Source organism: uncultured Winogradskyella sp., assembly GCF_963975125.1.
In the GTDB taxonomy this organism is placed as follows: Bacteria; Bacteroidota; Bacteroidia; order Flavobacteriales; family Flavobacteriaceae; genus Winogradskyella.
Genome location: NZ_CAXBGB010000001.1, coordinates 41,291 through 66,908 on the forward strand (window position 1 = coordinate 41,291; position 25,618 = coordinate 66,908).

23 protein-coding genes are annotated in these 25,618 nt (G+C 32.4%); 7 read left to right on the forward strand and 16 right to left on the reverse strand.

Features of this window, described 5'->3' with window-relative positions; genetic code table 11:
• Positions 1-28: 28 nt before the first annotated feature.
• From AAC053_RS00190 to AAC053_RS00205, 4 genes are read right to left on the reverse strand one after another with little or no spacing between them, the layout of a single operon-like run.
• Positions 29-1,024, reverse strand: coding sequence for a carboxypeptidase-like regulatory domain-containing protein (locus AAC053_RS00190; protein WP_339751332.1), 996 nt, complete (start codon positions 1,022-1,024; stop codon positions 29-31).
• Positions 1,014-2,843 carry a lysophospholipid acyltransferase family protein gene (locus AAC053_RS00195; protein ID WP_339751333.1) on the reverse strand — a complete coding sequence of 610 codons (1,830 nt, stop codon included), beginning with the start codon at positions 2,841-2,843 and terminating at the stop codon, positions 1,014-1,016. The genes AAC053_RS00190 and AAC053_RS00195 overlap by 11 nt, the downstream gene beginning before the upstream one ends.
• Positions 2,844-2,863: 20 nt before the next feature.
• Positions 2,864-4,114 (reverse strand): aspartate kinase, encoded by a 1,251-nt coding sequence (locus tag AAC053_RS00200; RefSeq protein WP_339751334.1) that lies wholly within the window; start codon positions 4,112-4,114, stop codon positions 2,864-2,866.
• Positions 4,114-4,590 (reverse strand): GNAT family N-acetyltransferase, encoded by a 477-nt coding sequence (locus AAC053_RS00205; protein ID WP_339751336.1) that lies wholly within the window; start codon positions 4,588-4,590, stop codon positions 4,114-4,116. The genes AAC053_RS00200 and AAC053_RS00205 overlap by 1 nt, the downstream gene beginning before the upstream one ends.
• Before the next feature lie 127 nt (positions 4,591-4,717).
• On the opposite strand from AAC053_RS00205, the gene fbp reads away from it, so the two are divergent.
• Complete coding sequence (gene fbp, locus AAC053_RS00210; RefSeq protein ID WP_339751337.1) at positions 4,718-5,722, forward strand: class 1 fructose-bisphosphatase; 1,005 nt, start codon at positions 4,718-4,720, stop codon at positions 5,720-5,722.
• A gap of 147 nt (positions 5,723-5,869) precedes the next feature.
• On the opposite strand, the gene AAC053_RS00215 is transcribed toward fbp, so the two are convergent.
• Positions 5,870-6,301 carry a TerB family tellurite resistance protein gene (locus tag AAC053_RS00215; RefSeq protein WP_339751339.1) on the reverse strand — a complete coding sequence of 144 codons (432 nt, stop codon included), beginning with the start codon at positions 6,299-6,301 and terminating at the stop codon, positions 5,870-5,872.
• A 101-nt stretch (positions 6,302-6,402) separates the two neighbouring features.
• Here AAC053_RS00215 and mfd point away from each other — a divergent pair, with 101 nt between their 5' ends.
• Genes mfd through AAC053_RS00230 form a run of 3 tightly spaced genes read left to right on the forward strand, consistent with a single transcriptional unit; the run spans position 6,403 to position 11,953 of the window.
• Positions 6,403-9,735, forward strand: coding sequence for a transcription-repair coupling factor (gene mfd / locus AAC053_RS00220; RefSeq protein ID WP_339751340.1), 3,333 nt, complete (start codon positions 6,403-6,405; stop codon positions 9,733-9,735).
• Positions 9,732-10,598, forward strand: coding sequence for a DMT family transporter (locus AAC053_RS00225; RefSeq protein ID WP_339751342.1), 867 nt, complete (start codon positions 9,732-9,734; stop codon positions 10,596-10,598). Before mfd ends, AAC053_RS00225 begins: the two co-directional genes overlap by 4 nt.
• Positions 10,599-10,651: 53 nt before the next feature.
• Positions 10,652-11,953, forward strand: a complete 1,302-nt coding sequence (locus AAC053_RS00230; protein WP_339751344.1) for a redoxin family protein — start codon at positions 10,652-10,654, stop codon at positions 11,951-11,953.
• Between the two features lie 680 nt (positions 11,954-12,633).
• Here AAC053_RS00230 and AAC053_RS00235 read toward each other — a convergent pair.
• Positions 12,634-13,575: a nicotinic acid mononucleotide adenyltransferase gene (locus AAC053_RS00235; protein WP_339751347.1), complete on the reverse strand. Its 942-nt coding sequence runs from the start codon at positions 13,573-13,575 to the stop codon at positions 12,634-12,636.
• A gap of 310 nt (positions 13,576-13,885) precedes the next feature.
• On the opposite strand from AAC053_RS00235, the gene AAC053_RS00240 reads away from it, so the two are divergent.
• Positions 13,886-14,887: an NAD(P)H-dependent glycerol-3-phosphate dehydrogenase gene (locus AAC053_RS00240; RefSeq protein ID WP_339751349.1), complete on the forward strand. Its 1,002-nt coding sequence runs from the start codon at positions 13,886-13,888 to the stop codon at positions 14,885-14,887.
• A gap of 123 nt (positions 14,888-15,010) precedes the next feature.
• Here the strand turns inward: AAC053_RS00240 and AAC053_RS00245 are convergent, their stop codons facing one another.
• Positions 15,011-15,406, reverse strand: coding sequence for a hypothetical protein (locus AAC053_RS00245; RefSeq protein ID WP_339751351.1), 396 nt, complete (start codon positions 15,404-15,406; stop codon positions 15,011-15,013).
• A 94-nt stretch (positions 15,407-15,500) separates the two neighbouring features.
• Between AAC053_RS00245 and AAC053_RS00250 the strand changes: the two genes are divergently transcribed.
• The gene (locus AAC053_RS00250; protein ID WP_339751354.1) at positions 15,501-16,859 is read left to right on the forward strand and encodes a carboxypeptidase-like regulatory domain-containing protein; all 1,359 of its coding nucleotides are present in this window, start codon (positions 15,501-15,503) and stop codon (positions 16,857-16,859) included.
• A gap of 15 nt (positions 16,860-16,874) precedes the next feature.
• Here the strand turns inward: AAC053_RS00250 and pheS are convergent, their stop codons facing one another.
• Both pheS and AAC053_RS00260 read right to left on the reverse strand, forming a co-directional pair.
• A complete protein-coding gene (pheS, locus tag AAC053_RS00255; RefSeq protein WP_339751357.1) occupies positions 16,875-17,894 on the reverse strand; it encodes a phenylalanine--tRNA ligase subunit alpha in 1,020 nt (339 codons plus the stop codon).
• 35 nt (positions 17,895-17,929) lie between these two features.
• A complete protein-coding gene (locus tag AAC053_RS00260; RefSeq protein WP_339751360.1) occupies positions 17,930-18,286 on the reverse strand; it encodes a hypothetical protein in 357 nt (118 codons plus the stop codon).
• A gap of 70 nt (positions 18,287-18,356) precedes the next feature.
• Here AAC053_RS00260 and AAC053_RS00265 point away from each other — a divergent pair, with 70 nt between their 5' ends.
• Entirely contained in the window at positions 18,357-18,866 is a 510-nt protein-coding gene (locus tag AAC053_RS00265) for a CvpA family protein (protein WP_339751362.1), read from the forward strand.
• A 31-nt stretch (positions 18,867-18,897) separates the two neighbouring features.
• Here the strand turns inward: AAC053_RS00265 and AAC053_RS00270 are convergent, their stop codons facing one another.
• From AAC053_RS00270 to AAC053_RS00300, 7 genes are all read right to left on the reverse strand, one after another.
• A complete protein-coding gene (locus AAC053_RS00270; RefSeq protein ID WP_339751364.1) occupies positions 18,898-19,524 on the reverse strand; it encodes a carbonic anhydrase in 627 nt (208 codons plus the stop codon).
• A 12-nt stretch (positions 19,525-19,536) separates the two neighbouring features.
• The gene (locus AAC053_RS00275) at positions 19,537-21,399 is read right to left on the reverse strand and encodes a SulP family inorganic anion transporter (RefSeq protein ID WP_339751366.1); all 1,863 of its coding nucleotides are present in this window, start codon (positions 21,397-21,399) and stop codon (positions 19,537-19,539) included.
• 71 nt (positions 21,400-21,470) lie between these two features.
• Complete coding sequence (locus AAC053_RS00280; protein ID WP_339751369.1) at positions 21,471-22,136, reverse strand: DUF2490 domain-containing protein; 666 nt, start codon at positions 22,134-22,136, stop codon at positions 21,471-21,473.
• Between the two features lie 21 nt (positions 22,137-22,157).
• The gene (locus AAC053_RS00285; protein WP_339751371.1) at positions 22,158-22,784 is read right to left on the reverse strand and encodes a carbonic anhydrase family protein; all 627 of its coding nucleotides are present in this window, start codon (positions 22,782-22,784) and stop codon (positions 22,158-22,160) included.
• A gap of 47 nt (positions 22,785-22,831) precedes the next feature.
• Positions 22,832-23,632, reverse strand: a complete 801-nt coding sequence (locus AAC053_RS00290) for a universal stress protein (RefSeq protein ID WP_339751373.1) — start codon at positions 23,630-23,632, stop codon at positions 22,832-22,834.
• Between the two features lie 11 nt (positions 23,633-23,643).
• Positions 23,644-25,224, reverse strand: a complete 1,581-nt coding sequence (locus tag AAC053_RS00295; protein ID WP_339751376.1) for a SulP family inorganic anion transporter — start codon at positions 25,222-25,224, stop codon at positions 23,644-23,646.
• Positions 25,225-25,308: 84 nt separating this feature from the next.
• A complete protein-coding gene (locus AAC053_RS00300) occupies positions 25,309-25,557 on the reverse strand; it encodes a hypothetical protein (RefSeq protein WP_339751379.1) in 249 nt (82 codons plus the stop codon).
• Positions 25,558-25,618 lie beyond the last annotated feature (61 nt).

Here is a 25,618-nt window from a genome sequence, read left to right on the forward strand (position 1 = left end):
CCAGAATTAGCGTTCTGGATTTTTTGTTTTAGCCTTTTAGCCCATAATCTAAAGGCAACGAATCACCAACGCGTTGACTACCCATTTCACCACCAAAAAGCACATCTGGTATTGGAGTATAATTACCGTATTTATCTACTTTAAATTCAGTGACTGAGGTTTGTATAACTGATTCTGTATCATTTTTGTAATAGATATCTAGCTTCTCTTTTAATGCCACAATTCTGTAGCCATATTTGTTGATATTATCTATAGTAAAGAAATCGTAGGGATCAACTTTAAATCCATCCTTACCAAATATATAACCTTGTTCTTCTAACTGTTTATTATATAAGGCTCTCATAAAGTGTTGTATAGAGCCATCATATACGTCTTTTCTGTTTTTAAGTATCCGTTTTTTGCCTGAGGCATTTAGGTCTTTATAAAAGGACGTACCTGTGTAAGTAACAGACCTAGCATTAAAGCTGCCAATAACAATTTCAAAATCAATAATATCAAAACTTATTTCGTACTGTAAGCTTTTATTTTTTACGATTATCGATTTATTAGACCAAGCTATCAAGGTTCTATTTCTTTTATTATACCTAAACTTTAAATCCTTTTCATTTAAAATTTTACATGATTTACCATATTTAGATTTACCCAAGAATTCTTTTCTAAACCATTTTAGTTTTAGAGCTCTAGGCATACCATCATCTGCATCAATAACAACCTCATCGAGCTCATTAATAGCTTCTTTTAAAAGTATGGTGATATTCTGTTGACTTCTATATTCTACAATGAATACTTTTTCAAATCCCAAATACGAAATAACGAGTGTAGATTGAACGGCGTCTGTATAATCAATTGAAAAAATTCCGTTTTCATCGGTTGTTGTACCAATCGTTGTATTGTCAAAATAAACAGAAACCGTTTCTAAAGGTAGTTGAGTTTGAGCGTCTATTACTTTTCCTGAAAGAGTTTGAGCATTAGAGATAATGGTAATTAAAAATAACACGACGAATATGTCTATTTTATTTATCATGGTTATCCATAAATTTCCGCTCCAACTCGGCCTGAAACTCTTCCATTACAGGTCGTACTGTACTTTCTGGAAGATCGGCAATTTTAATATACATTAAACCATCTACCGCATTGTTAAATAATGGATCTACATTAAACCCAATAAGCTTACAGTTTTGCTTAATGTATTTTTTTAATAAAACAGGAAGACGTAATGCTCCTGGCTCTACCTCATCAATGATTTTGTCAAATTTATTTAAATCGGCTTCTGTAGCGTCAAAAACAAAGTCTTTGTCTGCGTCTTTCAGCTTTACTTTAAACTCTTTCTTAGGGTGCACATATTGCGCTACGTAAGGATCGTAATAATGTGATTTCATAAACTCAATCATCAAACTCTTAGAGAAATTTGAAAACTGATTACTTATACTCACTCCTCCAATTAAAAACTTGTGCTCAGGGTATCGTAAAGTGGTGTGTACTATCCCTTTCCACAATAAGAATAATGGCATTGGTTTTTGTTGGTATTCTTTAATAATAAAAGCACGCCCTAACTCTAGAGATTGACTCATCATTTTATGCAACTCTGGCTCAAACCTAAATAAGTCTTGTAAATAAAAACCATCTATACCATAACGTTCAAAAATTTTAGAACCCAACCCCATTCTATATGCACCAGCCAATACTTTTTTATCATCATCCCATAAAAACATGTGATGATAATACGTATCAAAAGTATCTAAATCTATAGCTTCATTTGTACCTTCACCAACTGCTCTAAAAGTAATCTCCCTTAAACGGCCAATTTCTCTTAAAATATTAGGTATGTCTGGCGCAGCAGCCAAATACACTTCATAGTTTTTACTTTTTAGCAATCTACAATCTTTAACTTTTAGTGTCTTTACCTCTTTAATCATAACTTCTGAATCTACAGGTGTTACAATACGTTTTGGCGGTTTTGGCACTTTTAGTTGAGATTGAATATTATCTAAAATCTTTGGTTTTTCCTCAAAAGCATGTGACAGAATATATGTTTTTCGTCTTAAAAACTCAGAAAAACCAGGTAAGCTTTGATGTTCTTTTTGAGCTTTTACTGAAATAGGTTTGCCAACTCTTACTTTAATAACACGTCTTTTTTGGGTTAATAATTCTGAAGGTAACTTGGCTGTTCTCAGTGTATCGCTGATTTTTGAAAGCCTATAAAAAAGTCTGCTGTTTTTTGCGTGGAAATAAATAGGAACAACTGGCACTTCTGCTTTTTGAATAAGCTTCATAGCAGCCTCTTCCCATTGTTTATCCACAACTAATTTCCCATCTTTATAAGTTGATACTTCACCAGCAGGGAAAACACCTAGTGGATGCCCTTCTCTTAAATGTAAAATCGCATTTTTAAACCCAGCAATACTACTTTTTACATCCTTTCGGTCTTCAAAAGGATTAACTGGCATTATATAAGGTTTTAAAGGCTCTATACGATGCAATAGAAAATTAGCAATGATTTTAAAATCACTCCGCTGTTCTATCATCAGTTTTAAGAGTAAAATTCCATCAATACCACCTAAAGGGTGATTAGAAATCGTAATATAAGGCCCTTCTTTAGGTAGGCGTTTCATATCTGCTTCAGGAATTTCAAACTTAATCTGAAACTCATCCAAAATACCATCTAAAAATTCGAGATTATTAAGATGCTTATTGCGATTATATATTTTGTTAAGAGTAGAAATCTTCAAGACTTTCATTAATATCCAACCAAAGAATGTTCCTAGGAATCCGTACTTGTCAGCATGGATTGCCTTAGCGACTTCTTTAGCTGTTACTAGCCCTGTATTAGATGATTTCCCCATAGAACAAATGTAATAACTATTTATTTAGTAACAATCTGAACAGTTCCTTGTGTTAACTGCTTCAACAATACAATTTTATCCTTTTCGAGCTCTTTTATTGCAACGTCATTATAGTGTCTTATAGTATATAGACTCACATTATCGTTACATATTACATTGAATTTTGCCTTTAGATGTTGCAGCAATTTTTCAAGATTATTATATAAATTATCGATGCAAACTGAAAAACTAATGGCTGAATTCTGAATAACATCTACCTTCATTTTATATAAATGTAGTAAACTAAAAATCTCACTAATATTTTCTTCCATGATATATGAAAAATCTAAAGATGATAATGAGATTAAAATCTGGTTTTTCTTTACAATAAAACATGGGATTTCTGGTTCTAAAGCTTTGCCTTTACTAACACAAGTTCCTTTTTCTTTTGGATTTAAAAACGACTTTACGTATAAAGGAATTTCCTTTTGCTGCAAAGGTTGTAATGTTTTTGGGTGTATTACAGATGCACCATAAAATGCCAACTCTATAGCTTCTCTATAAGAAATCTGATGCAATAGCTGTGCGTTTTCAAAATAACGTGGATCCGCATTAAGCACACCAGGTACATCTTTCCAGATGGTAACACTATTGGCATTTAAACAGTAAGCGAATATTGCCGCTGTATAATCACTACCTTCTCTTCCTAAAGTCGTAGTAAAATTATTAGCATCGCTACCCAAAAAGCCTTGTGTGATATTAAGAATTGAAGTATTGAAATTCGACGAAATACTTTCTTGAGTCTGCTCCCAATTCACATTAGAGCGCCTGTAATAACTATCGGTTTTTATAAACTCTCTTACATCAATCCAGTTGTTTTTTAAGCCTATTTCATTTAGGTAATGGCTAATAATCGTAGTCGAGATTAACTCGGCAAAACCTATAGTCTGGTCATATACATAATTATAATCTGGTGACTTATTACTTTTAAAGAACATAGTTAACTCATCAAAAAGGGCCTTTAGAGCACCATATACATTGTGGCGTTCATTATCAAATAAGTCTAAAAGAATTTCATTATGGTATTTAATCACTTCGTAAATTGAGCTTTGCAACTCAGCTTTATTCTCAAAGTAATTTTTAATCACTAATTCCATAGCATTAGTCGTTTTTCCCATTGCAGAAACTACTACTAATGTATTATTGTGCCCAGTCGTTTTTAAGACAGTTACTAAATTTTTTACACCTTCTGCATCTTTTACGGACGCACCACCAAATTTGTAAACTCGCATTATATATTCTTTAAATAATTTTCAATTCCGTTTTCGTTTAGTTGTACTACATCCCAATCTCGCATTACATTTGCACCTTTACTTTTGTAGAACTTTATTGCTGTTTCATTCCAATCTAATACTTCCCAACTTATTCGTTTTACTCCAATTTCTTTTCCATAATTAACCACAGCATCTAATAATTTTGTTCCTAACCCTTTACCTCTACATTTTTCGCTTATAATAAGATCTTCTAAATGCAAAACTTCGCCTTTCCAAGTAGAATATCTTGTGTAAATTAATGCTATACCTTCAACAGAATTATTAACTTCTAAAACAAAACAAACAAACTTTGGGTTTTCACTAAAACCGTCTTTTTCTAAATCAGTTAGTGTAACTTCTACGGCATTTGTTTCCTTCTCAAAAGTTGCCAACTCTTGAATGAGTTCTAAGACTCTTTGCATATCTTGCTTAGCAGCTAATCTTGGTTGGCCCATATCTTGTTTAAAAAAGAAATCAAATATAATCTAAACTCACTTTACACAACAATTTATTTAGATCACGAAAACGTTATAGTTTGTTAAAAAATGCGATATTTGTGCCAACTAATCAATATAATACCTCATGTCTCAACGCAATCAAACCTTAGGTGAGTTTATCATTGAAAACCAATCTTCTTTTAAATATACTTCAGGTGAACTTTCTCGACTAATCAATTCAATTCGTTTAGCGGCTAAGGTGGTGAATCATGAAGTGAACAAAGCTGGTTTAGTAGATATTATTGGTGCTGCAGGCGATACTAACATTCAGGGTGAAGACCAGCAAAAATTGGATGTTTATGCTAACGACAAGTTTATTCAAACAATGACCAAACGAAATATTGTTTGTGGTATTGCTAGTGAAGAGGAAGATGATTTTATCACAATAAACAGCCAAGATGAAAATCACCAGAATAAATATGTGGTTTTAATTGATCCTTTAGACGGGTCTTCTAACATCGATGTAAACGTTTCTGTTGGTACTATTTTTTCTATATACAGACGTGTAACTCCTGTAGGAACACCCGTAACTCTTGAAGATTTTTTACAAAAAGGTAATCAACAAGTTGCTGCTGGTTATGTAGTTTATGGTACATCAACAATGTTGGTATATACAACAGGAGATGGTGTTAATGGGTTTACATTAAACCCAGCAATTGGGTCGTTTTATTTATCACATCCTAATATGCAGTTTCCAGAAGATGGGAATATCTATTCTGTAAATGAAGGTAACTACATTCATTTCCCAACAGGTATCAAAAAGTATATAAAATACTGTCAGCAAGAGGAAGGAAATAGACCATATACTAGCAGATATATTGGATCTTTAGTTTCAGATTTTCATAGAAATATGATAAAAGGAGGTATTTATATGTATCCTAAAAGTTCTAAGAATTCTAATGGTAAGCTCCGCTTGTTGTACGAATGTAATCCTATGGCTTTTATTGCAGAACAAGCCAATGGAAGAGCAAGCAACGGTTTTATTCGTATTATGGATGTAGAACCCACCGAACTTCATCAGCGTGTGCCCTTTATTTGTGGTAGTAAAAACATGGTAAAAAAAGCTGAGGAGTTTATGCAAAACGCATAATAACTCTTGATGTGTTAATTTGAATTTGCCTGTGCTGAATTTGATTCAGTAGTTTAGATTCTGAAATAAATTTAGACTAACACTATTTAAAAAGCATAAAAAAAGCGAACATTTCTGTTTGCTTTTTTTATGCTTAAGAAGAGTCTCTTACTGGTTCATCTTTTTCATTTTCTCAGTAAACTCATCTAAGTCCACTTCATAATGTACTAGCGTTAATGCTTTATCTACAATGTATTTTACATTGTCTTGATTAAAACCTAATCCAATACATAGCCTTTCTAATAAACCAACCTGATTAGGACCTTCGATATGGTCTGCCCAAACCATGCGTGCTAAATCATATAGACGCTCTAAACGCAAATCGTACGAGTGTGGTGCATTTATTGGATGGCATTTATAATCTTTAACAATAGCTTTGTATTCGCGTTCTGTAATATCTAATCGGGTAGCTAGACGATCTAAAAACGCTTTTTCTGCTTCATTAATAATTCCGTCGCTCATAGCAACTCTCACAATAGCCGCAAAATGTTCTTCATTTCGCTTTTTAAATCCGCTTTCGAATAAATCTGAAAATGACATATATTATATTTTAATGTATGGACAAATATAAATCTAATAATAGATTATTTCAATTAATAACACTTCAAAAATTTTATATTTGCACCTTCAAATAAAGGAACTTGAGTAAAGCCTTCATTGCACAAACTTATTTACAGACTTTGCAACTGCAAAATCTGCAAAAGACTATTACCCAAGCCGAAACAAAAGTCCATTTAAAAGGCTTAGTAGGCTCATCTTTTTCAATAGTAATTTCTGAAGTTTTTAAAACAACTGATAAACCCTTTTTATTAGTTTTTAATAATAAAGAGGAAGCAGCCTATTATCTTAATGATTTAGAACAACTCATTAATGACAAGGATGTATTGTTCTACCCTGGAAGTTATCGCAGGCCATACCAAATTGAAGAAACCAATAATGCTAATGTTTTATTAAGAGCAGAAGTTTTAAACCGAATTAATTCGCGTAAAAAACCTTGTATAATTGTTACCTATCCTGATGCACTTTTTGAAAAAGTAGTTACTAAAAAAGAGCTAGAGAAGAATACGCTTAAAATTTCTGTTGGTAATGACTTAAGTATCGATTTTGTAAATGAAGTTTTGTTTGAATACAAATTTAAACGTGTCGATTTTGTTACAGAACCTGGTGACTTCTCTGTAAGAGGTGGTATTGTTGATGTGTTTTCATTTTCACATGATGAACCTTATCGTATTGAGTTTTTTGGTGACGAAGTGGATAGCATTAGAACCTTCGATGTAGAAACCCAACTCTCAACTGAGCGTATTAAAAAGGTAAGCATTATACCAAATGTTGCTAATAAGCTTATTGCAGAAGAGCGTGAAAGCTTTTTAAAATATATTTCAAATAAAACAGTGATTTTTGCTAAGAATGCTCCACTTTTATTTGCAAGAATTGATGAGTTTTACGGAAAAGCTGTGGATGCGTTTAATGCCTTATCTACTGAAATTAAACGTGCCTCACCAGACGAATTATTCTGTAATTCAGAATTGTTGAAACGTCAATTTTTAGAATATAATTTAGTAGAATTTGGTACTTCGGCTGTTCTAAGCAACCAAACTATTCAACACAATACAAAACCTCAGCCAGCCTTCAATAAACAATTCAATTTGCTAATTGAAGATTTAAATGAAAATCACAAGAATGGCATAACCAATTACATTGCATGCGTAAGTGAACAGCAAGCAAAGCGCTTTCATGATATTTTTGATGATGCTGAACAGGAGGAAATTCATTATAAAACAGTAGTCCTTTCGCTGTTTCAAGGTTTTATTGATACCGAACACCACATTGCGGTTTATACAGATCATCAGATTTTTGACCGTTATCACAAATTCCATCTTAAAAATGGTTATGCCAAAAAGCAAGCCATTACATTAAAAGAACTAACCAATCTCGAAATTGGTGATTACGTTACGCATATAGATCATGGTATTGGTAAGTTTGGCGGACTTCAAAAAATAGATGTAGAAGGCAAAAAACAAGAAGCCATAAAATTAGTCTATGGTGAGCGTGATGTGTTGTATTTGAGTATTCACTCATTACATAAAATTACCAAGTTTAATGGTAAGGACGGAAAGCCGCCCAAGATTTATAAATTAGGTAGCAAAGCCTGGAAAACTTTAAAGCAAAAAACAAAATCGCGTGTTAAGGAAATTGCCTTTAACCTTATAAAACTCTATGCCAAACGAAAGCTTAGAAAAGGCTTTCAATATGCACCAGATAGTCACATGCAACATGAGTTGGAAGCCTCGTTTGTATATGAAGATACACCAGATCAAATCTCATCAACAGCAGATATTAAAGCAGATATGGAAAGTGAACGTCCCATGGATCGCTTAGTCTGTGGCGATGTTGGTTTTGGCAAAACCGAAGTTGCCATAAGAGCAGCTTTTAAAGCCGTTGACAATGGCAAGCAAGTTGCAGTTTTGGTACCAACAACTATTTTGGCCTATCAGCATTCAAGAACATTTAAAGAGCGGCTAAAAGATTTCCCAGTTACAGTAGATTATGTTAACCGATTTAGGACAGCAAAAGAAAAACGTAAAACTCTAGAAGGACTTGAAAGAGGGAGTGTAGATATTATCATTGGCACACACCAACTCGCTAATAAAAATGTGAAATTTAAAGATTTAGGTTTGCTTATTGTTGATGAAGAACAAAAATTTGGAGTAGCCGTAAAAGAACGACTCAAAACTATAAAAGAAAATGTCGATGTTCTTACATTAACTGCCACTCCAATACCTAGAACACTTCAGTTTAGTTTAATGGCTGCGAGAGATTTATCGGTAATTACTACAGCACCACCAAATCGTTATCCTATAGAAAGTCATGTCATTCGATTTAGCGAAGAAACCATCAGAGATGCAGTGAGTTATGAAATTCAACGTGGCGGACAAATCTTCTTTATCCATAATCGTATTGAAAATATTAAAGAAGTTGCTGGTATGATTCAGCGATTGGTACCAGATGCCAAAATAGGTATTGGTCATGGCCAACTCGATGGTAAAAAACTAGAACACCTTATGCTTGCCTTTATGAATGGCGAGTTTGATGTTTTAGTAAGTACAACGATTGTAGAAAGTGGTTTAGATGTCCCAAATGCAAATACAATATTTATTAATAATGCGAATAATTTTGGCTTAAGTGATCTTCACCAAATGCGTGGACGTGTTGGTCGTAGTAATAAAAAAGCCTTTTGCTATTTTATTACTCCAGAATATTCTGCAATGACCAATGATGCACGTAAACGTATTACTGCATTAGAGCAGTTTACTGAATTAGGTAGTGGCTTTAGCATTGCCATGAAAGATTTAGAAATCCGTGGCGCAGGCGATTTATTAGGTGGTGAGCAAAGCGGATTTATTAATGATATTGGATTTGATACTTACCAGAAAATATTAAATGAAGCGATTGAAGAACTTAAAGAATCGGAATTCTCGGATTTATATAAGGACGATGGCAAGCCAAAACAATATGTCAAAGATATTACTATAGATACTGATTTTGAATTGTTGTTCCCAGATGATTATATTAACAATATTACAGAACGGTTAAATCTCTACACCAAACTCAACGATATAAAAACTGAAGAAGAATTAAATATATTTGAAAGCGAAATAATTGACCGTTTTGGCGACTTACCTACTCAGGTTTCAGATTTATTAGATAGTGTGCGTTTAAAATGGATTGCCACCAAAATGGGTATTGAGAAACTCATAATGAAACAAGGTAAGTTGATTGGTTATTTTATACAAGATCAACAAAGTGCATTCTACCAAAGTGATGACTTTTCTAAAGTCTTACAATTTGTACAAATTAATGCTAGCAAGTGCAAAATGAAGGAGAAGAAAACTAGAAATGGTTTACGATTATTAATTACTTTCGAAGGTATTAGATCCACAAAACAAGCACTTAATTCGCTTTCTCAAATATGAGAGAACAAAGTCACATAAAACATGTGATTTGGCTTACAATAGCTACCATTTTTATTAGTACTTCGGGTGCATTAGGAAAGTTTATAGATTTACCAACACCAGTGGTCATTTGGTGGCGCTCGGCTCTAGCAGCCTTGTTTTTACTTATTTTTTGTCTTTATAGAGGCATTAATCTAAAAGTACATACTGTAAAAGACCGTTGGACCTTTTTTCTTGGAGCCGTGTTTTTAGGAGCCCATTGGATTACTTATTTCTATGCCTTAAAATTATCTAATGTAGCTATTGGTATGCTCTCATTATTTACTTTTCCAGTTATTATAGCGCTCTTAGAACCTTTATTTTCAAAAATAAAATTTGATCCAATACATATCGCATTAGGATTTATGGTGCTTACCGGAATTTATATTTTAGCTCCAGAATTTGATTTAGAAAGCGATCAACTACAAGGGATTCTTTTTGGATTACTTTCCGCCTTATGTTTTGCATTACGCATACTAATTATTAAACGCCTGATTACAGCATATAATGGCACCATGCTTATGTTTTATCAAGTTTCGATAATTGCTGTTATTTTAGCACCAGTACTATACGTAATGGATACATCTAATATAAAAACTCAATTTCCATATGTAATTTTATTAGCGTTGCTAACTACTGCTATTGGACATACCTTGTTCGTAAAAAGCCTAAAATATTTTAAGGCGAGTACAGCGAGTATTATTGGAAGTGGACAACCCGTCTTCGGAATTATAATTGCTTACTTTTTCTTGAATGAAATACCAACTATCCATACATTTGTTGGAGGCACTTTGATATTAGCAACAGTTGTTATTGAGAGTATTCGATCCAATAAAATTAAATAGGATAATAATGGCGTAATTATTGAGGTTATTGTGCGTATAAAAACATATAAAAAATGAAAAAACTAATCTTCATTCTATTCATAATACCAGCTATTACAATATCTCAATCTGTAAAAGGCACATTTTCACCAGCTGAAAATTTTTCGCATGCCTTTCTATATCAGGCCACACCAGAAGGTGCTAACTATGTTAGTAGAGGCAGATTAGATACTACAGGAAATTTTGAAATTCCATTAGACTCAACAGTCACTCCAGGAATCTATAAGATTGTTTATGCTATTCCACCTGAAGAGAACAACTTCGATTTTATTTATGATGGGAAAGAATCCGTTGCCTTTAATTTTAATTACGAAGAAGGTGTCGTTTTTACTAAATCTGAAGAAAACAAACTTTGGGCTTCCTATTTAAAAAGTATAGATATGGTAAACCAGACCATAAGCAATTACTACTCAAAAGAGACTATAGATAAAGATGGTTTTAATTCAATTTTTAAAGTTTTAAAAGATACGCAGTTGGCTTACGAAGAATCGGCAAACAGTAAGTTGGTTTCTGCCTTTATAACTGCTAATAAACCGTATATTCCAACTGAATATGAAGACATAAACACTTACTCTAAAAACCTAAAAAACCAATACCTAAGTCAAATTGACTTTAGTAATTACTTATTACAGAGTTCTTCGTTTTTGGTAGATCGTGTCACGTCTTATGTGTTTAATATCGTTCAAAACCCAACCGACGACACCTATAAAACTCATGTTAATGATGTTGCTACCTCCATTAGCAAAGACGATTTAAATATTAAAACAAGTCTTATGGAAATTCTATGGCAGCATTTTGTTGTTGCAGAAAATCATAATCTTGCAAACTACATAACAGATACATACTTATTAGACTTAGCCAATAAGACTAATAATAAAGTATTGGCAGAAACCATTACATCCTACAAAAACACCTCAGTTGGGACAAAAGCTCCAAATTTTGAAATTCCATTAACAGGAAACAAAACCAGTTTACATCAACTAAAAGGCGCAGAACAATATTTGGTAATATTTTGGAGTAGTGGCTGTAGCCATTGTTTAAATGAGCTCCCAAAAGTTAAAAAACTCGTTGCAAACAAACCAAATCTTAAAGTGGTTGCTTACGGTTTAGAAGATGATAACATTAAATGGTCTGAAGAAATAAAAAACTACCCAAATTTTACACATGTAATTGGTTTAGAAAAATGGGATAACCCAATGGTAAAAACTTATGGAATTGCCGCCACACCAATGTATTTTCTACTGAGTTCATCAAAAATTATTATGGCTAAGCCTTATGATTATAAAGATTTGGAAGTCGTTTTGAAAGACTTATAGTTTCTTATAAGTATAGTATTGAAGAAATAAAGGAAAACTATAACGGATTTTCCGATTCCAAAATCGAAAACATAGCTAAAATGAATCGAAAGGTTCAAGAAAAGAAGTTCTTCAGATTCTTAAGGACGAAATAATTATACAAAATCTTAATCAAATCCTTATTAATTGGGTAGATACAGAAACCAAAACCTTTGAAGGAGTTGAGGGCAAAAATCTTCTCAATAAAATACAAAATCAAAATTATCCCAAAATGCTCAACAAAAAAGATACTCTTTGGGTTTGAGACCAATACAATAAAACTATCTTAATAGTTTCGAACACAACTAAAAATGAATTAATTCTATGCAGAAGTTGTGGGCAAAAAGGGAAATTAATATTATTTTAATTACCTTTTTTGTAGGCTTGTAGTCAAGGCCATGGATTTTTACTAACACAATTTACTATCATTAAAGACATCCTTAACTTTTTGTTTGTTAATAGAATTAGCGACAGAATTATTAAAACTTTCGTTGATAAAAATACTGGTCATTTCAGAAGATATGGAATAGAGGGTGAGGTCATAAACAAACTGATAAAACGAAAAAACAACGTAGAAATAAATTCTTCTTTTTAAAAAGAAAAACGCTCAGTAAAATAAGAATTTCATCTGAGCGTTTTGAAACTAAATAACCAACCAAAATTTAGCTTCTTTTATTTGTTCTTTTGTTTTCTAACTTTTTTGTTTTTTGTTTACGTTTTTTAGGTTTATCCATTTGCTTAGTAACTTTCCCTTGCGAATCAGAATTTCTGTAATATTGTATATAACCACGTCCTGTAAATTGATACACAGTACCAGAATCTGCATGTAACAATTCTATAGTTTCGTCATCTATAACGCTTAGTTCGAAGAATTCATTGTCAAAGAAATCATAATCTAATGTTAATGTTTTTAGATACATATTTCCTGTTATATCACCTACACCATAAACTCCAGTATAATCCCAATATAAATTATCTGGATTGCTTATATTTTCATCTTGCGAGCTTCTAAATGTAGCATCATTTCCACCAGATAAAAACTGTAGATAGTTTTCGTTATCAAATTCATTTAAGGCTCCAAAATCACTAGTATATACTTTCTCCCATGCTTCGTATTCTTGTAAGAAATAATGAATATTATCATAGAACACAAAATCATAATCAAATGTTGAACGCTGGTAACCATTTAAAAAATAAGAGGTGTCATTATAAGGGTTGTATAATTCAATGGTATTATTATCTACCTGATACACATCAAAGCTATCAAAGCCATCAATGACATGATCTACATCTAATATCATATCATAAGCATCGTAATTACCTATTTGTACACCATAACCTCCACCTTGACTACCAAAGCCAACCAAGTTGTTATTCGCATACATACGACCATTATCAAACGTTAAAGTGAACGCAATTTGTAAGAATGGTGTTTCACCATAACCTTGAGTTGCATTAATATCTACATACCACAAATCGTAAGAACTCAATAATTGATTTAAAGAAATTCCTTGATTATCATTTATATTTATTTCCTCTGTATAACATGAGGTGAATAACGTTGCACTAAGTGCAAATCCTAAGAATAATTTTAATGTTTTCATTTGTTCTATATTTATTTAAGACTATTGTCGAATGTAATTCGCAAAACAGCTAAAAATCATATCATTAAAAAAATGATTTTAATTGTTTATACTCATCTCATAATCTAACGGTTTTAGGGTTGTTACTTTTACAGTTTCAAAACGTATGCCAAAAATTTTTTATAGTTTTACTTAGAGACACGCTAAATGCTGTCCAAGCGCCTGAGTACTTAGTTTAAAGTGGCTTGAACCACACTTAGTGTGACAATAAGGAATTAAAAAAATCTATAAATTTTACGTATTTTTGATATAAATAATTCACACTAATTCTATGAGTGATACTACAAAATATGCTGTCTTTGGTGCCGGAAGCTGGGCAACTGCTATTGTTAAAATGCTTTGCGAGAACTTAGATGAAGTTGGTTGGTATATGCGTAGCGTTTATGCCAAGGAACACATCCTTAAAGAACAGCATAATCCTAGTTATTTAAGTTCGGTAGAATTTCACACAGAACAACTAAAACTCAGTAATGATATTAACGAAATAGCGGATTGGGCAGATGTACTCATTTTTGTAATTCCGTCAGCATTTATGCATTCTGAATTAGAAAAATTGACCACAGATATAAGTCAAAAAACTATAGTATCTGCTGTCAAGGGTATTTTACCAGAAACCGGAAAATTGGTCGGTGAGCACTTTCATGATGAATATAATATTCCATTTGAAAATATTGCTGTAATTGCTGGTCCTTGCCATGCTGAAGAGGTCGCCTTAGAGCGATTATCTTATCTCACGATTTCTTGTGCTGATGCTGAAAAAGCCCTAGCTATTGCAGATAATCTATCTAGTAATTATATTAAAACGAAAATCAGTGATGATATAATTGGTGTAGAGTATGCTGTAATGCTGAAAAACATATATGCTATTGCTGCTGGTATTGCACATGGTTTGGGTTACGGAGATAATTTTCAAAGTGTATTGATGAGTAATGCAATTAGAGAGATGAAACGCTTCATAAAAAAGATGCATAAGATGAAACGTAACATTAATAATTCTGCATATTTAGGTGATTTATTAGTAACAGGTTATTCTGTCTTTTCTCGAAATAGAATGTTTGGAAACATGATAGGTAAAGGTTACACAGTAAAATCTGCACAAATGGAAATGAATATGGTAGCTGAAGGTTATTATGCGACCAATAGTGCTTACCTATTGAATGAGAAAAACGTTAAGAAAACGCAATTACCTATTATCAATGCGGTTTATTCGATTCTTTATGAGAATAAGAATCCTAAGAAAGTGTTTCAGAAATTGACAGATAAGTTGGATTAAACTTTGGTTTGTCATTCCGCACTTGATGCGGAATCCAATCTATTGAGATCCTGAAACGAGTTCAGAATGACAACACTAGTGGTTGTAGCAATTAATTATGAGATTCCTGCCTTCGCAGGAATTCTACTTCACCAAAACACCTTTTAATTGCATCAAAGAAATAGTCTGTAAAGCCTTTTCATTAATGGCATTCTTTCTAAATAGATAAGACTTATCAAACATTTGGTTACCTACAAAAAACGTGATTTTAAACTCGTTATTGAGCTCTAAAACCTTTTCTTGTAAGTACTCAATTTTAGCATAACTTCTTGATGGCAGCATTGTAATGGTATGACGCATAGGAGGCGTCATTTTTTTATCATTATAACCTTGTGAAACTATAAGAACGGTTTCTAAATCAGTATCACTATTATTAATGATATAGGCATTCCAATCTTGGGTTTTATATTCTGGATGTTCTTCTTGCACTACAGCAACGTAGACGTCTTTTACTTCTGGAATATTTATATCTTTTTTCATCACGACAAAACTAATACATAAAGTTAAAGCTTTTGATATTTATAATAAAATAGTCGAACTTAGTTAGGTTGACTTTTTTAAGCAATTTCATCCTATGAAAAATATAGTTGTGTTATTTCTTTTTGTCTCACAATTTGTGATTGCACAAAGCATATCTGGTAGCGTTATAGATTCAAAAACAAAAGAACCTCTCGAAAATGTCACTGTATATATTCAAAAAAATAAAAGCGGAACAGCTTCTGATAGTAATGGAAAATTTAAGTTTACTCCAAGTTCTAAAGTGAGTAAAAGCGATGTTATTCAATTCTCGCGAATAGGCTATTACACTAAAAAAATGACCATTGCCAAATTCAGAAGAAAAAAGAATACTATTAAACTTTTTAAAAAACTCGAAGAACTTGATGAGGTCGTTGTTAATGCATCCGAAACATTAAACGATGAAATAGGATATAAAAAACTGGCTTCTCTAAAGTCTGGAGTCTTTGCTTTTGACTCGGAATTAGTCGGTAACCAAATTTATGCCATTGCTGGTAATTCTTCATATAAAGAAGATGCATCTAAAAAAGCACTTATACAAGCAGGTCGTATGCAAATGCCTTCATTTGCATGGTTCCTTAGAGAAGCAGGTAGAGACTTTAGTCGAGAATCTTACAGTGATCTACTACAGATTTATGATATAGAAAATAATACATGGTTTGTATCTGAAACCAAATTTAGAAAGCGTACAAATCACAATGTTAATTCCTACGGAAATGAACTTTATGTCTTAGGAGGTAAACGTTTATCAAAAATTGGAAGATATGAATACTTAGATGAAAAAATTGAGGTTTTAAAAATGGGTTCAAATGAAGTTATTATAGACCATACAAACCCTCATCAAGCAGCAAACTTTGCATCCATGACTTATAACGATAATATCATTGTTATGGGAGGTTCTATTAAACAAAGAAAGAACGGGGGAAAAGTCTATTCTGATGAATCGCATATCTATAATATTACATCTGGAAAGTGGTACAAACTTCCAAAAATGAAAACGGCTAAAGAAACACAGGGTGTTATTATAGACAATAAGGTCTATCTTGTTGGTGGACATGATGGTTCTAAATTAAACACAATTGAGTCTTATGACTTAAAAACTGGAGTCTGGAAAAATGAAGGTAAATTGTTTACTAAAATGGAAAGCCCAGCATTAACTACTTATAAGCATATAATCTATATTTTTGATGAAGATAAATTGCTGATTTACAACACTATTAATAAAGTTTTAGAAGCGTACGATATACGTTTAAGTCTTAGAAGTCCTAAAATGCATTACCATCAAAATAAACTCTATTTACTGGGAGGTTATACTTTTAATGATTATTCATCTGTTGCTTCACCAGATGTATATGTTATAGATGTTGATGAATTCGATAAAGCGACACCTTCAAATTTAAAACGATTTGATTTATAACTAAGGTAAATAGTTTTATAGTGCGGATTTAAATTGCTCCAAGAAACGCACATCATTCTCGCTCAATAAACGAATATCACTAATTTGGTTTAGTAGCATTGCAATACGATCTATTCCCATACCAAAAGCAAAACCAGAGTATTCTTTAGAGTCAATACCGCAGTTTTCTAAGACATTAGGATCTACCATACCACAGCCCATAATTTCTAACCAACCTGTGCCTTTTGTGATTTTATAATCGGTTTCTGTTTCAAGTCCCCAATATACATCGACCTCAGCACTTGGTTCTGTGAATGGGAAGTAAGAAGGACGCAATCTAATCTTAGATTTCCCAAACATCTCTGTTGTGAAATATTGTAGTGTTTGTTTTAAATCTGAAAAACTAACTTCTTTATCAATATACAAACCTTCTACTTGATGAAAGAAACAATGTGATCGTGCAGAAATAGCTTCATTTCTATACACACGACCAGGAGAAATAGTTCTAATCGGTGGTTTATTATTTTCCATATAACGTACTTGTACCGAACTGGTATGTGTACGTAATAATATATCTGGATTCGTTTGAATAAAAAAGGTATCCTGCATATCTCGTGCTGGATGATATTCTGGTAAATTCAAAGCCGTGAAGTTATGCCAATCGTCTTCAATTTCCGGGCCTTCACTTACGTTAAATCCAATACGAGAAAAGATATCGATAATCTGATTTTTTACTATAGAAATAGGATGACGAGCACCTAAAGCAATCGGTTCTCCAGGACGCGACAAATCTCCATAAATGCCTTTACCTTCTTCCTTATTTTCAAAAGCTTCCTTTAAGGTATTTACTTTGTCCTCAGCTGTTTTCTTCAACTGATTAATAGTTTGCCCAAATTCCTTTTTCTGATCATTTGCGACATTTTTAAACTCAGCAAAGTATTGTTTCAAAAGCCCTTTAGATCCTAAATACTTTATTCTAAACGCTTCAACTTCATCCTTAGATTGGGCTGTAAAAGCTTCTGCTTCTACTATGAGTTCTTTTATCTTGTCTATCATGATATCCTTAATTCAATCTGCAAATTTATAAAATCTTAACTGATATACTCAGTTTCTATAAAATAGTTCACAATCGCTTCTTTCATTAAAACACTTTGTTCACCTGCCTTAAGGTGTGGTAATTGTGCCAGTACTTTATAATGTGGCCAACCATCATCATCAACATAGTCAAATTCGTAAAAGCCATAAGGCTCTAAAACCTTACATATAGCAATATGCATTAAATCGAGCTTATGATCCTTTTTATAATCGCGATGTATTTGCCCAAGTTCCTGAACACCAATAAGATAAATAATAGAATCCAAGTCTAATTTATCACCATCAGCAAATTGGTTAGAGAGTTTTTCTACCACCAAATTCCATCGTTCTTTTAATTCTTCGTCTTTTGCCATAATTTAACGCCCTAGTGTTACGTTTAATAATTGGCAAAGTTAATTTATATTTGCTTAAACCTCTAGTATTATGAGCATCATTGATATTGTTTTAGGAGCCCTTTTGTTATTTGGGTTAATAAGAGGAGCCATGAAAGGTCTTTTTGTTGAAGTCGCATCTTTAGTTGCCTTAGTTTTGGGTGTTTATGGCGCGATTCACTTTAGTGGGTTTGCTGCAGAATTTTTAGAATCTAAAGTGAACTGGGACGAAAAAACCATAAACATTGTAGCCTTTGCTATTACCTTTGTTATTATTGTTTTGGCTATAAGTTTAGCAGGAAAAGCTTTGACCAAATTAGCTGATTTTGCTGCTTTAGGTATATTAAACAAGCTTTTAGGTGGTGTTTTTGGAATCCTTAAAATAGGGTTAATTCTTAGTGTACTATTAATTGTATTTAATAAGCTGAACAACACACTTCCATTTATGGAGAAAGAAGGTTTAGAGGAGAGTATTCTCTATAAACCTGTAAAATCTTTAGCTCCAATGATTTTTCCTAATCTCATAAAAAGCGAAGCTGAAGAATCACCTGAAGAGGCATAAAATGGCCACTCTTACAAATGGCTTTTTAATATTAATCTAAGTGATAGATTTCCATAATATCTTTGAGAAATTTTTCAAAGTCAATTTTTAAATCAATTAGTTTTCCTGTATGCACATCAAACACCCAACCGTGTACTTTTAAGCCTCTATCTCTATAAGCTTTCTGTACCGCTGCTGTTTTAATTAAATTAACACACTGTTCCTTTACATTTAGCTCAACTAAACGATCGTATTTTTTTTCTTCATCTTCAATAGCATTCAACTCATCACGATGTATTCTATAGACGTCGCGAATATTTCGTAACCATCCATTTAATACGCCTAAATCTGCAGACTGCATTGCCGCTTTTACACCACCACAAGCATAATGGCCACAAACTACTACATGGTTTACTTTTAAATGTATTACTGCATATTCTACAACAGACATGGCGTTTAGGTCAACCCCTGAAACCATGTTTGCGATATTGCGATGGACAAAAACATCTCCTGGCCCAAGTCCCATTAAATCTTCAGCAGTTACTCTACTATCAGAACAGCCTATATATAACAATTCTGGTTTTTGTCCTTTTCCTAAATCTTCAAAATATTTAGGATCATCAGCTAATTTAGTTTTAATCCACTTTTGATTATTTTTAAATACGTTTTCTATATTCATAATTTTATATTTTTAATTTTCATCTTTTACACTGTTTTTAACCCACTGTAAACAAGCTTTAAAATCTTTAAAAATATGCTCATTAGGAATAAAATCTGGAATAATGTCAATACGCTCCATCATGTAACGTGGTTGTTTTAATAGACCTACAAATAAAACTTCAACACCATTTATTTTAAGTTCTTGGAGCATATCTTCCATTGCATAAAGGCCAGATTGATCCATATATTGCATACGTCCTAATCTTAAAATAACCGTTTTTGCAGTCTTTGGAATTTGTTCTGTTAAAGCTTGAAAGTCACTTGTTGAACCAAAGAACAAAGGACCTTTTAGATGCTTAATAAATACTTCTTCTTTTAAGGTTGTAGGAAAACCTGTTTCATCTGCCCAAGCTTCTTCTTTTAATGATTTTACATCAGAGCGTTCTGCAGTTAAATCCCCTATTTTCTTCATAAACATTAAAGAGGCTATTACTAAACCAATACCTACAGCATAAATTAAATCCCAAAACGTCGATAATAATAATACGACAAGCATAATGACTACTTCAGAGCTTAATTTTATCGGTCCAAACTTCATATCTCTAGGTAAACTTGGTATTGCTTTTAAGCCTTTATAATCCATTACACCAATACCAACGGTAATTAAAATTCCGGCTAAAACTGCTGCCGGAATTTTAGATGCCACAGGTCCTAACGCAATCATAATTACTAATAATATTACACCAGCAATCATTCCAGATAATTTTGTTTTACCTCCTGCGTTGATATTTACAACAGTTCTAATTGTTGCGCCAGCACCAGGAATACCTCCAAAGATTGCAGCAATACTGTTCCCTATACCTTGCCCAATTAATTCTCTATTGGGTTTATGCTTTGTCTTTGTCATATTATCTGCGACTACACTTGTTAATAAAGAATCTATTGCGCCTAACAATGATAAAGTAAGAGCCATAAATATGTAAGGTGTAATACTTCCTAAGCTAAAACCAGTAAACATTTCGAACTTCGGAATTGGAATACCGCCAGGAATCTCCGAAATAGGTCTATACCCTAAATTAAAACCATAAGCAACACCAGACATAACAACTAATGCTACTAAAGTGCTTGGAACAACTTTAGTAATACGTTTAAATCCATAAATTATAAAAATAGTTCCTAAAGCTAAAATCAGTTCTAACCAATTAATATTTTTTAAAGCTCTTGGTAACACTCTCAAAGCCCCTAATGTGCCTGAAGCTTCTTTCGCTGCCAAAGTTTGAGACTCCTGCAAAATTTCGTCTGGTGATATTCTTGATCCACGTTTAATAGTTTCTTCATAGTTTTCTAGTACCAAAATACCCTCCTTAGCTTCGTCTTTTAAAATATTTTCAAGAATAACTTCTTCAGCTTGTGGTATAAACTTTTGCACATACGTCTCATCTTCTTTTGGATAATAACCAACAGAAGGTAATATTTGAGTTAAAAGAATTATTAAACCAATAGCTGTCATAAAACCAGATACTACAGGATAAGGAATGTATCTAATGTACTTTCCTACGCCAAACAACCCTAAGCAAATTTGCATTAAACCAGCCATTAAAAACACGATTAAAATAGCCGGAAGTGCTTTTTCTACACTACCGTCGTTTGCTGCAACAATACCTGCAATAATTACCATGCTGACTGCTGTCATTGGCGCTGTTGGTCCAGAGATTTGAGTTGCTGTACCTCCAAAGAGAGCTGCAAAGAAACTTATAAAAATAGCACCATAGAGGCCAGCTTCTGGTCCTAATCCAGAGGATACTCCAAAAGCCAAGGCTAAAGGTAAAGCTACAATACCTGCTGTAATACCACCAAAAGCATCTCCTTTGATATTAGAAAATAAGTTCTTCATAGTTTAGTTTTTTGTGGTTTCTTAAGTTCGCTTAAATTTAAATAAAATAACCATTGAAAATTCAAGTTTAATTAGAAATTAACGAAGGCTATCAAATTAATTTGATCTCTACCAGAAACTTCAAAAAACTGATTCATATAACCCAGTTCTAATCGCAAGTTTTTAGAGAATTTATATCCCAATCCGCCATAAACTCTATTTCTATCAAAAACAGAAGACTCTGTATTTAAAAACACTTCATTATACATTGAAAGATATAACGGATTTTTTCCGTCTTCTCTATATTGCAGTGGTATATTAACTCCTAGAAAATAGCGTAAACGCAGTTTAAAATCGTCTTCGACAAAACGTTGTTCAAAACGATAGCGATGGCTTAAACTCACTTTTCCTATGCTTTGCTTTGTTGTGAACTGTTGAAAAATACGATGTTCATTTACAGATATTTTTTTATCTGAATCGCCAATATAGTTTTCAGATAAAATATAACCGTAGCCAAGTAATAGGTTACTGTTTTTAGTAATATTATATCCCAGACCTGTTCTTAATAATAGCTGTTCTAAATCTCCTACTGCATTGTAATTTCTATACTGAACCTCATTATGAATATTCCATTTAGAATCTAGTTTTTTGTTTCCTATATAAATTAACCAATTTCCTAAATTACTGTTCTGACTTATTGCATAAAAAGGCAACACTAACAAGAATGTTAGTGTTGCAATTAAGTTTTTATTTTTCATTATCATTTTAAAGCATGTTTTTTAGTAAAAATAAACTTTACCAGTATTGATATCGTACATAGCTCCTATAATTTTAATCTCCCCATTTTTCTCCATTTCGGATAATATTGGGCTTTCATTATGGATTCTCTCCATAGTCAGTAGAACGTTCTTCTTAGAAACCTCATTTACAAAATCTAAATTTTTAGAGGTTCTTGAACTTTCATCTGCAGGCTCTAAAACCGCATTTACAGCTGGTGTAATTTTTTCTATTAACTTGGTTAAGTTACCCATTTCGGCATGGTCGCAAGCACCTTTTATAGCTCCACAACTTGTATGCCCTAAGACAACTACAAGTTTTGTGCCTGCTAGTTTACAGGCAAACTCCATACTTCCTAAAATATCTTCATTTACAAAGTTTCCTGCTATTCTTACACTAAAAATATCCCCTAAACCTTGATCGAATACCAACTCTGCTGATACTCTAGAATCTATACAACTCAAAATAGTTGCAAATGGAAATTGCCCATCACTTGTATCATTAACTTGTTCTAATAGATTTCGATTAGCTTTTAGATTATTTTGAAATCTTTCATTTCCTTCTCTTAAAAATTGTAATGCCTTTTCTGGTGTCATTGAGGTCTGTGTTTCTTTTGTATGTGCTTTCATGTGTTTTGTTTTTATGTTTTGTTACTATGTTTAAATAGATTTACAGTTTACAATACTCTCGAAATTAACAACGAGATATTTAACTTATTTACCACCTCTTTTAGTGGACTTTCTATTGAATTTTGAGTATTTTTAACTCTATTAACACATAATAAATTAATCTTGTTTTTTACTAAATATTTAGAGAGTGTGGTAATTGAGTTAATGTTTTTCTCAAACACGAATTCAACCATTTCTTTTTTATTAAGTCTGGGTGTTTTTCCATTTTCTTTTTGACTATTTATAATCTTAAATGATTTTAAAGGTGTTTTGGAATGCGGTATTAGCTCTTTAAAAAATTCTGTGTCTAACATTTTTTTTGATCCATTTAATACTCCTAAAGCCACTTTTTCATTTGGAATTAAAGAATTATTATTAGACGAAATCACAATAATACCTTCGTATTCTTTTAATAAAAAACTAGTTATGCTAGTTCCTCTAAGTTGAAAAGGATTAGAAACGCGTTGTCCTAAAACAATAATATCTGGTTGAGAGGCTTCAATGTAGTCCTTAATTTCACTTTTCACATTACCAAAAGCAAAAGAAGATTTTAGTTTTACATCATAACTCTTTGAAATTGGTTCTAAAATTTTTTTTATGTTCCTCTCTATGACTAAATACTCCTGATTTATAGTTCTCATTGCAGATAATTGACTCTCTCTTTCTACAATATCTGTAGGCTTCCTTACGTAAAAAAGCTCTATGTCAGCGCTAATAATTTTAGATAGACTAACTGCATTTTTTATGGCGATGTTAGTCCCTTCTTTTAAATCTGAAAGCACTAATATTTTATATTTATTATTTTTCATGATGCTTTAATTTAAGCTGTCTTTGGTCTTAATTGAAAGAATTCAATGAAGCTTGGTGGATTTTCAACAATACCTAGTTCTGAGATTAACTTTATATCAATTTGTCGCTCCTTTGCTTTAAATGCAAAATCATCAAGAATTTCGATAATATCATTATCTAAATATCTTGTTTTCCTTACATCTAATTCTAAGTAAGTATCTCTTGGTAAGCTGTCCAATTCTTTTAGAATAGCACCTTTGTTAAAGAATGTTACTTCTTCTGCCAAAGTCATTTTTATCTTATGTTTACCGTTACTTTTATCTTCAATATGAAGGAAATGAGAATTTTGGTAACTTTTAATTAAAATAACCACTATACCAACTGCCAAACCTAAACCAATACCTACTAAAAGATCTGTAAACACAATCCCTACAACGGTTACCGTAAACGGAACAAATTGTTTCCAACCAAGATTATACATTTTTTTAAATAATGATGGTTTAGCTAATTTATAACCTACAATTAGTAGAACTGCAGCTAATACAGATAACGGAATCATATTCAATAATCTAGGAATTAGTATTACAGAAATTAGTAATAAAAATCCATGTATGATTGCTGACACTTTACTTCTACCACCAGATTGTATATTAGCAGAACTTCTCACAATAACCTGAGTAATTGGTAAGCCACCTATTAATCCAGACAATATATTACCTGTTCCTTGCGCTAATAGCTCCCTATTTGTTGGTGTAACATTTTTGTGAGGGTCTAACTTATCTGTAGCTTCAACACATAAAAGTGTTTCTAAACTCGCCACCAATGCAATTGTAAAGGCTACAATCCATATTTCGGGATTTGTAATGGCTGCAAAATTAGGAAAACTAAATTGACCCAAAAAAGAACCTATTCCATCTGGGACAGGTACGCTAACTAAATGAGACTTTGCAACTGCTAAGCTCTCATTTGATTGTGTTACTACAAAGTAAATAATACCAACTACAACAGCCACGAGAGGGCCTTGAATAATTTGAAAAATCTTCCCTTTTTTAGATAGTACGTTACTCCAAAGTAATAAAATACCAAGGGAAATTATTCCTATTAAAGCAGAACCTAGTTGAACATAATTAACCATGTTAATAAGTTCTGAGAATGTGTTTTCTCCGTCAACTTGAAAAAAAGCAAAATTACCTTCAGGATCTGCATCATAACCAAAAAAGTGCGGAATTTGTTTCAGAATTATTATCAATCCAATACCTGTAAGCATACCTTTAATTACAGAAGACGGAAAATAATACCCAATAATACCGGCTTTTAAAACACCGAATAGCAGTTGAATAATTCCGCCTAAAACTACCGCAACCAAGAAATTCTCATAACTCCCTAAAGTACCTATAGCAGTTAATACTATGGCGGCTAAACCTGCAGCTGGCCCACTTACTCCAATTTTAGAACCACTCAAAGATCCAACAACAATTCCCCCAACAATACCTGCAATTATACCTGAAAATAATGGAGCTCCACTAGCTAATGCAATCCCTAAACATAAAGGCAAAGCAACAAAGAATACGACAATACTCGCTGGTATGTCATTTTTTAATGTTTTAAACATATCTGAATTCATTTTAGCTAATGAGATTACTCAATAGCTGATTTTTAAATAATTTTTTTGGACAAAGCATGTCCTTTCTAAAAATTATGAAATGAATTCGGGAGGTGGTGAAATTAAATTAAGGTGTGGTTTAGGATATGTTTTAAAGGCATATCCTATAAGGTTTGTATTTGTTTTAATTACAAAAAAATCATCGGAAAGTTCTAAGTTGTTTTCGAAAAGAAGTTTTAAATTTTCGTTTTCTTCTTCTTCTTCACCAATTCCAAAAAAACACGAAATATCTACAGAGTCATCCATTGATGTAATGATTGTAGGAGCTACTATTATTGCCATAAATAAAATGGTAAAAAAAACAGCTATATTATATTTTGAGCTTTTTAGCATAAGCGCCAAA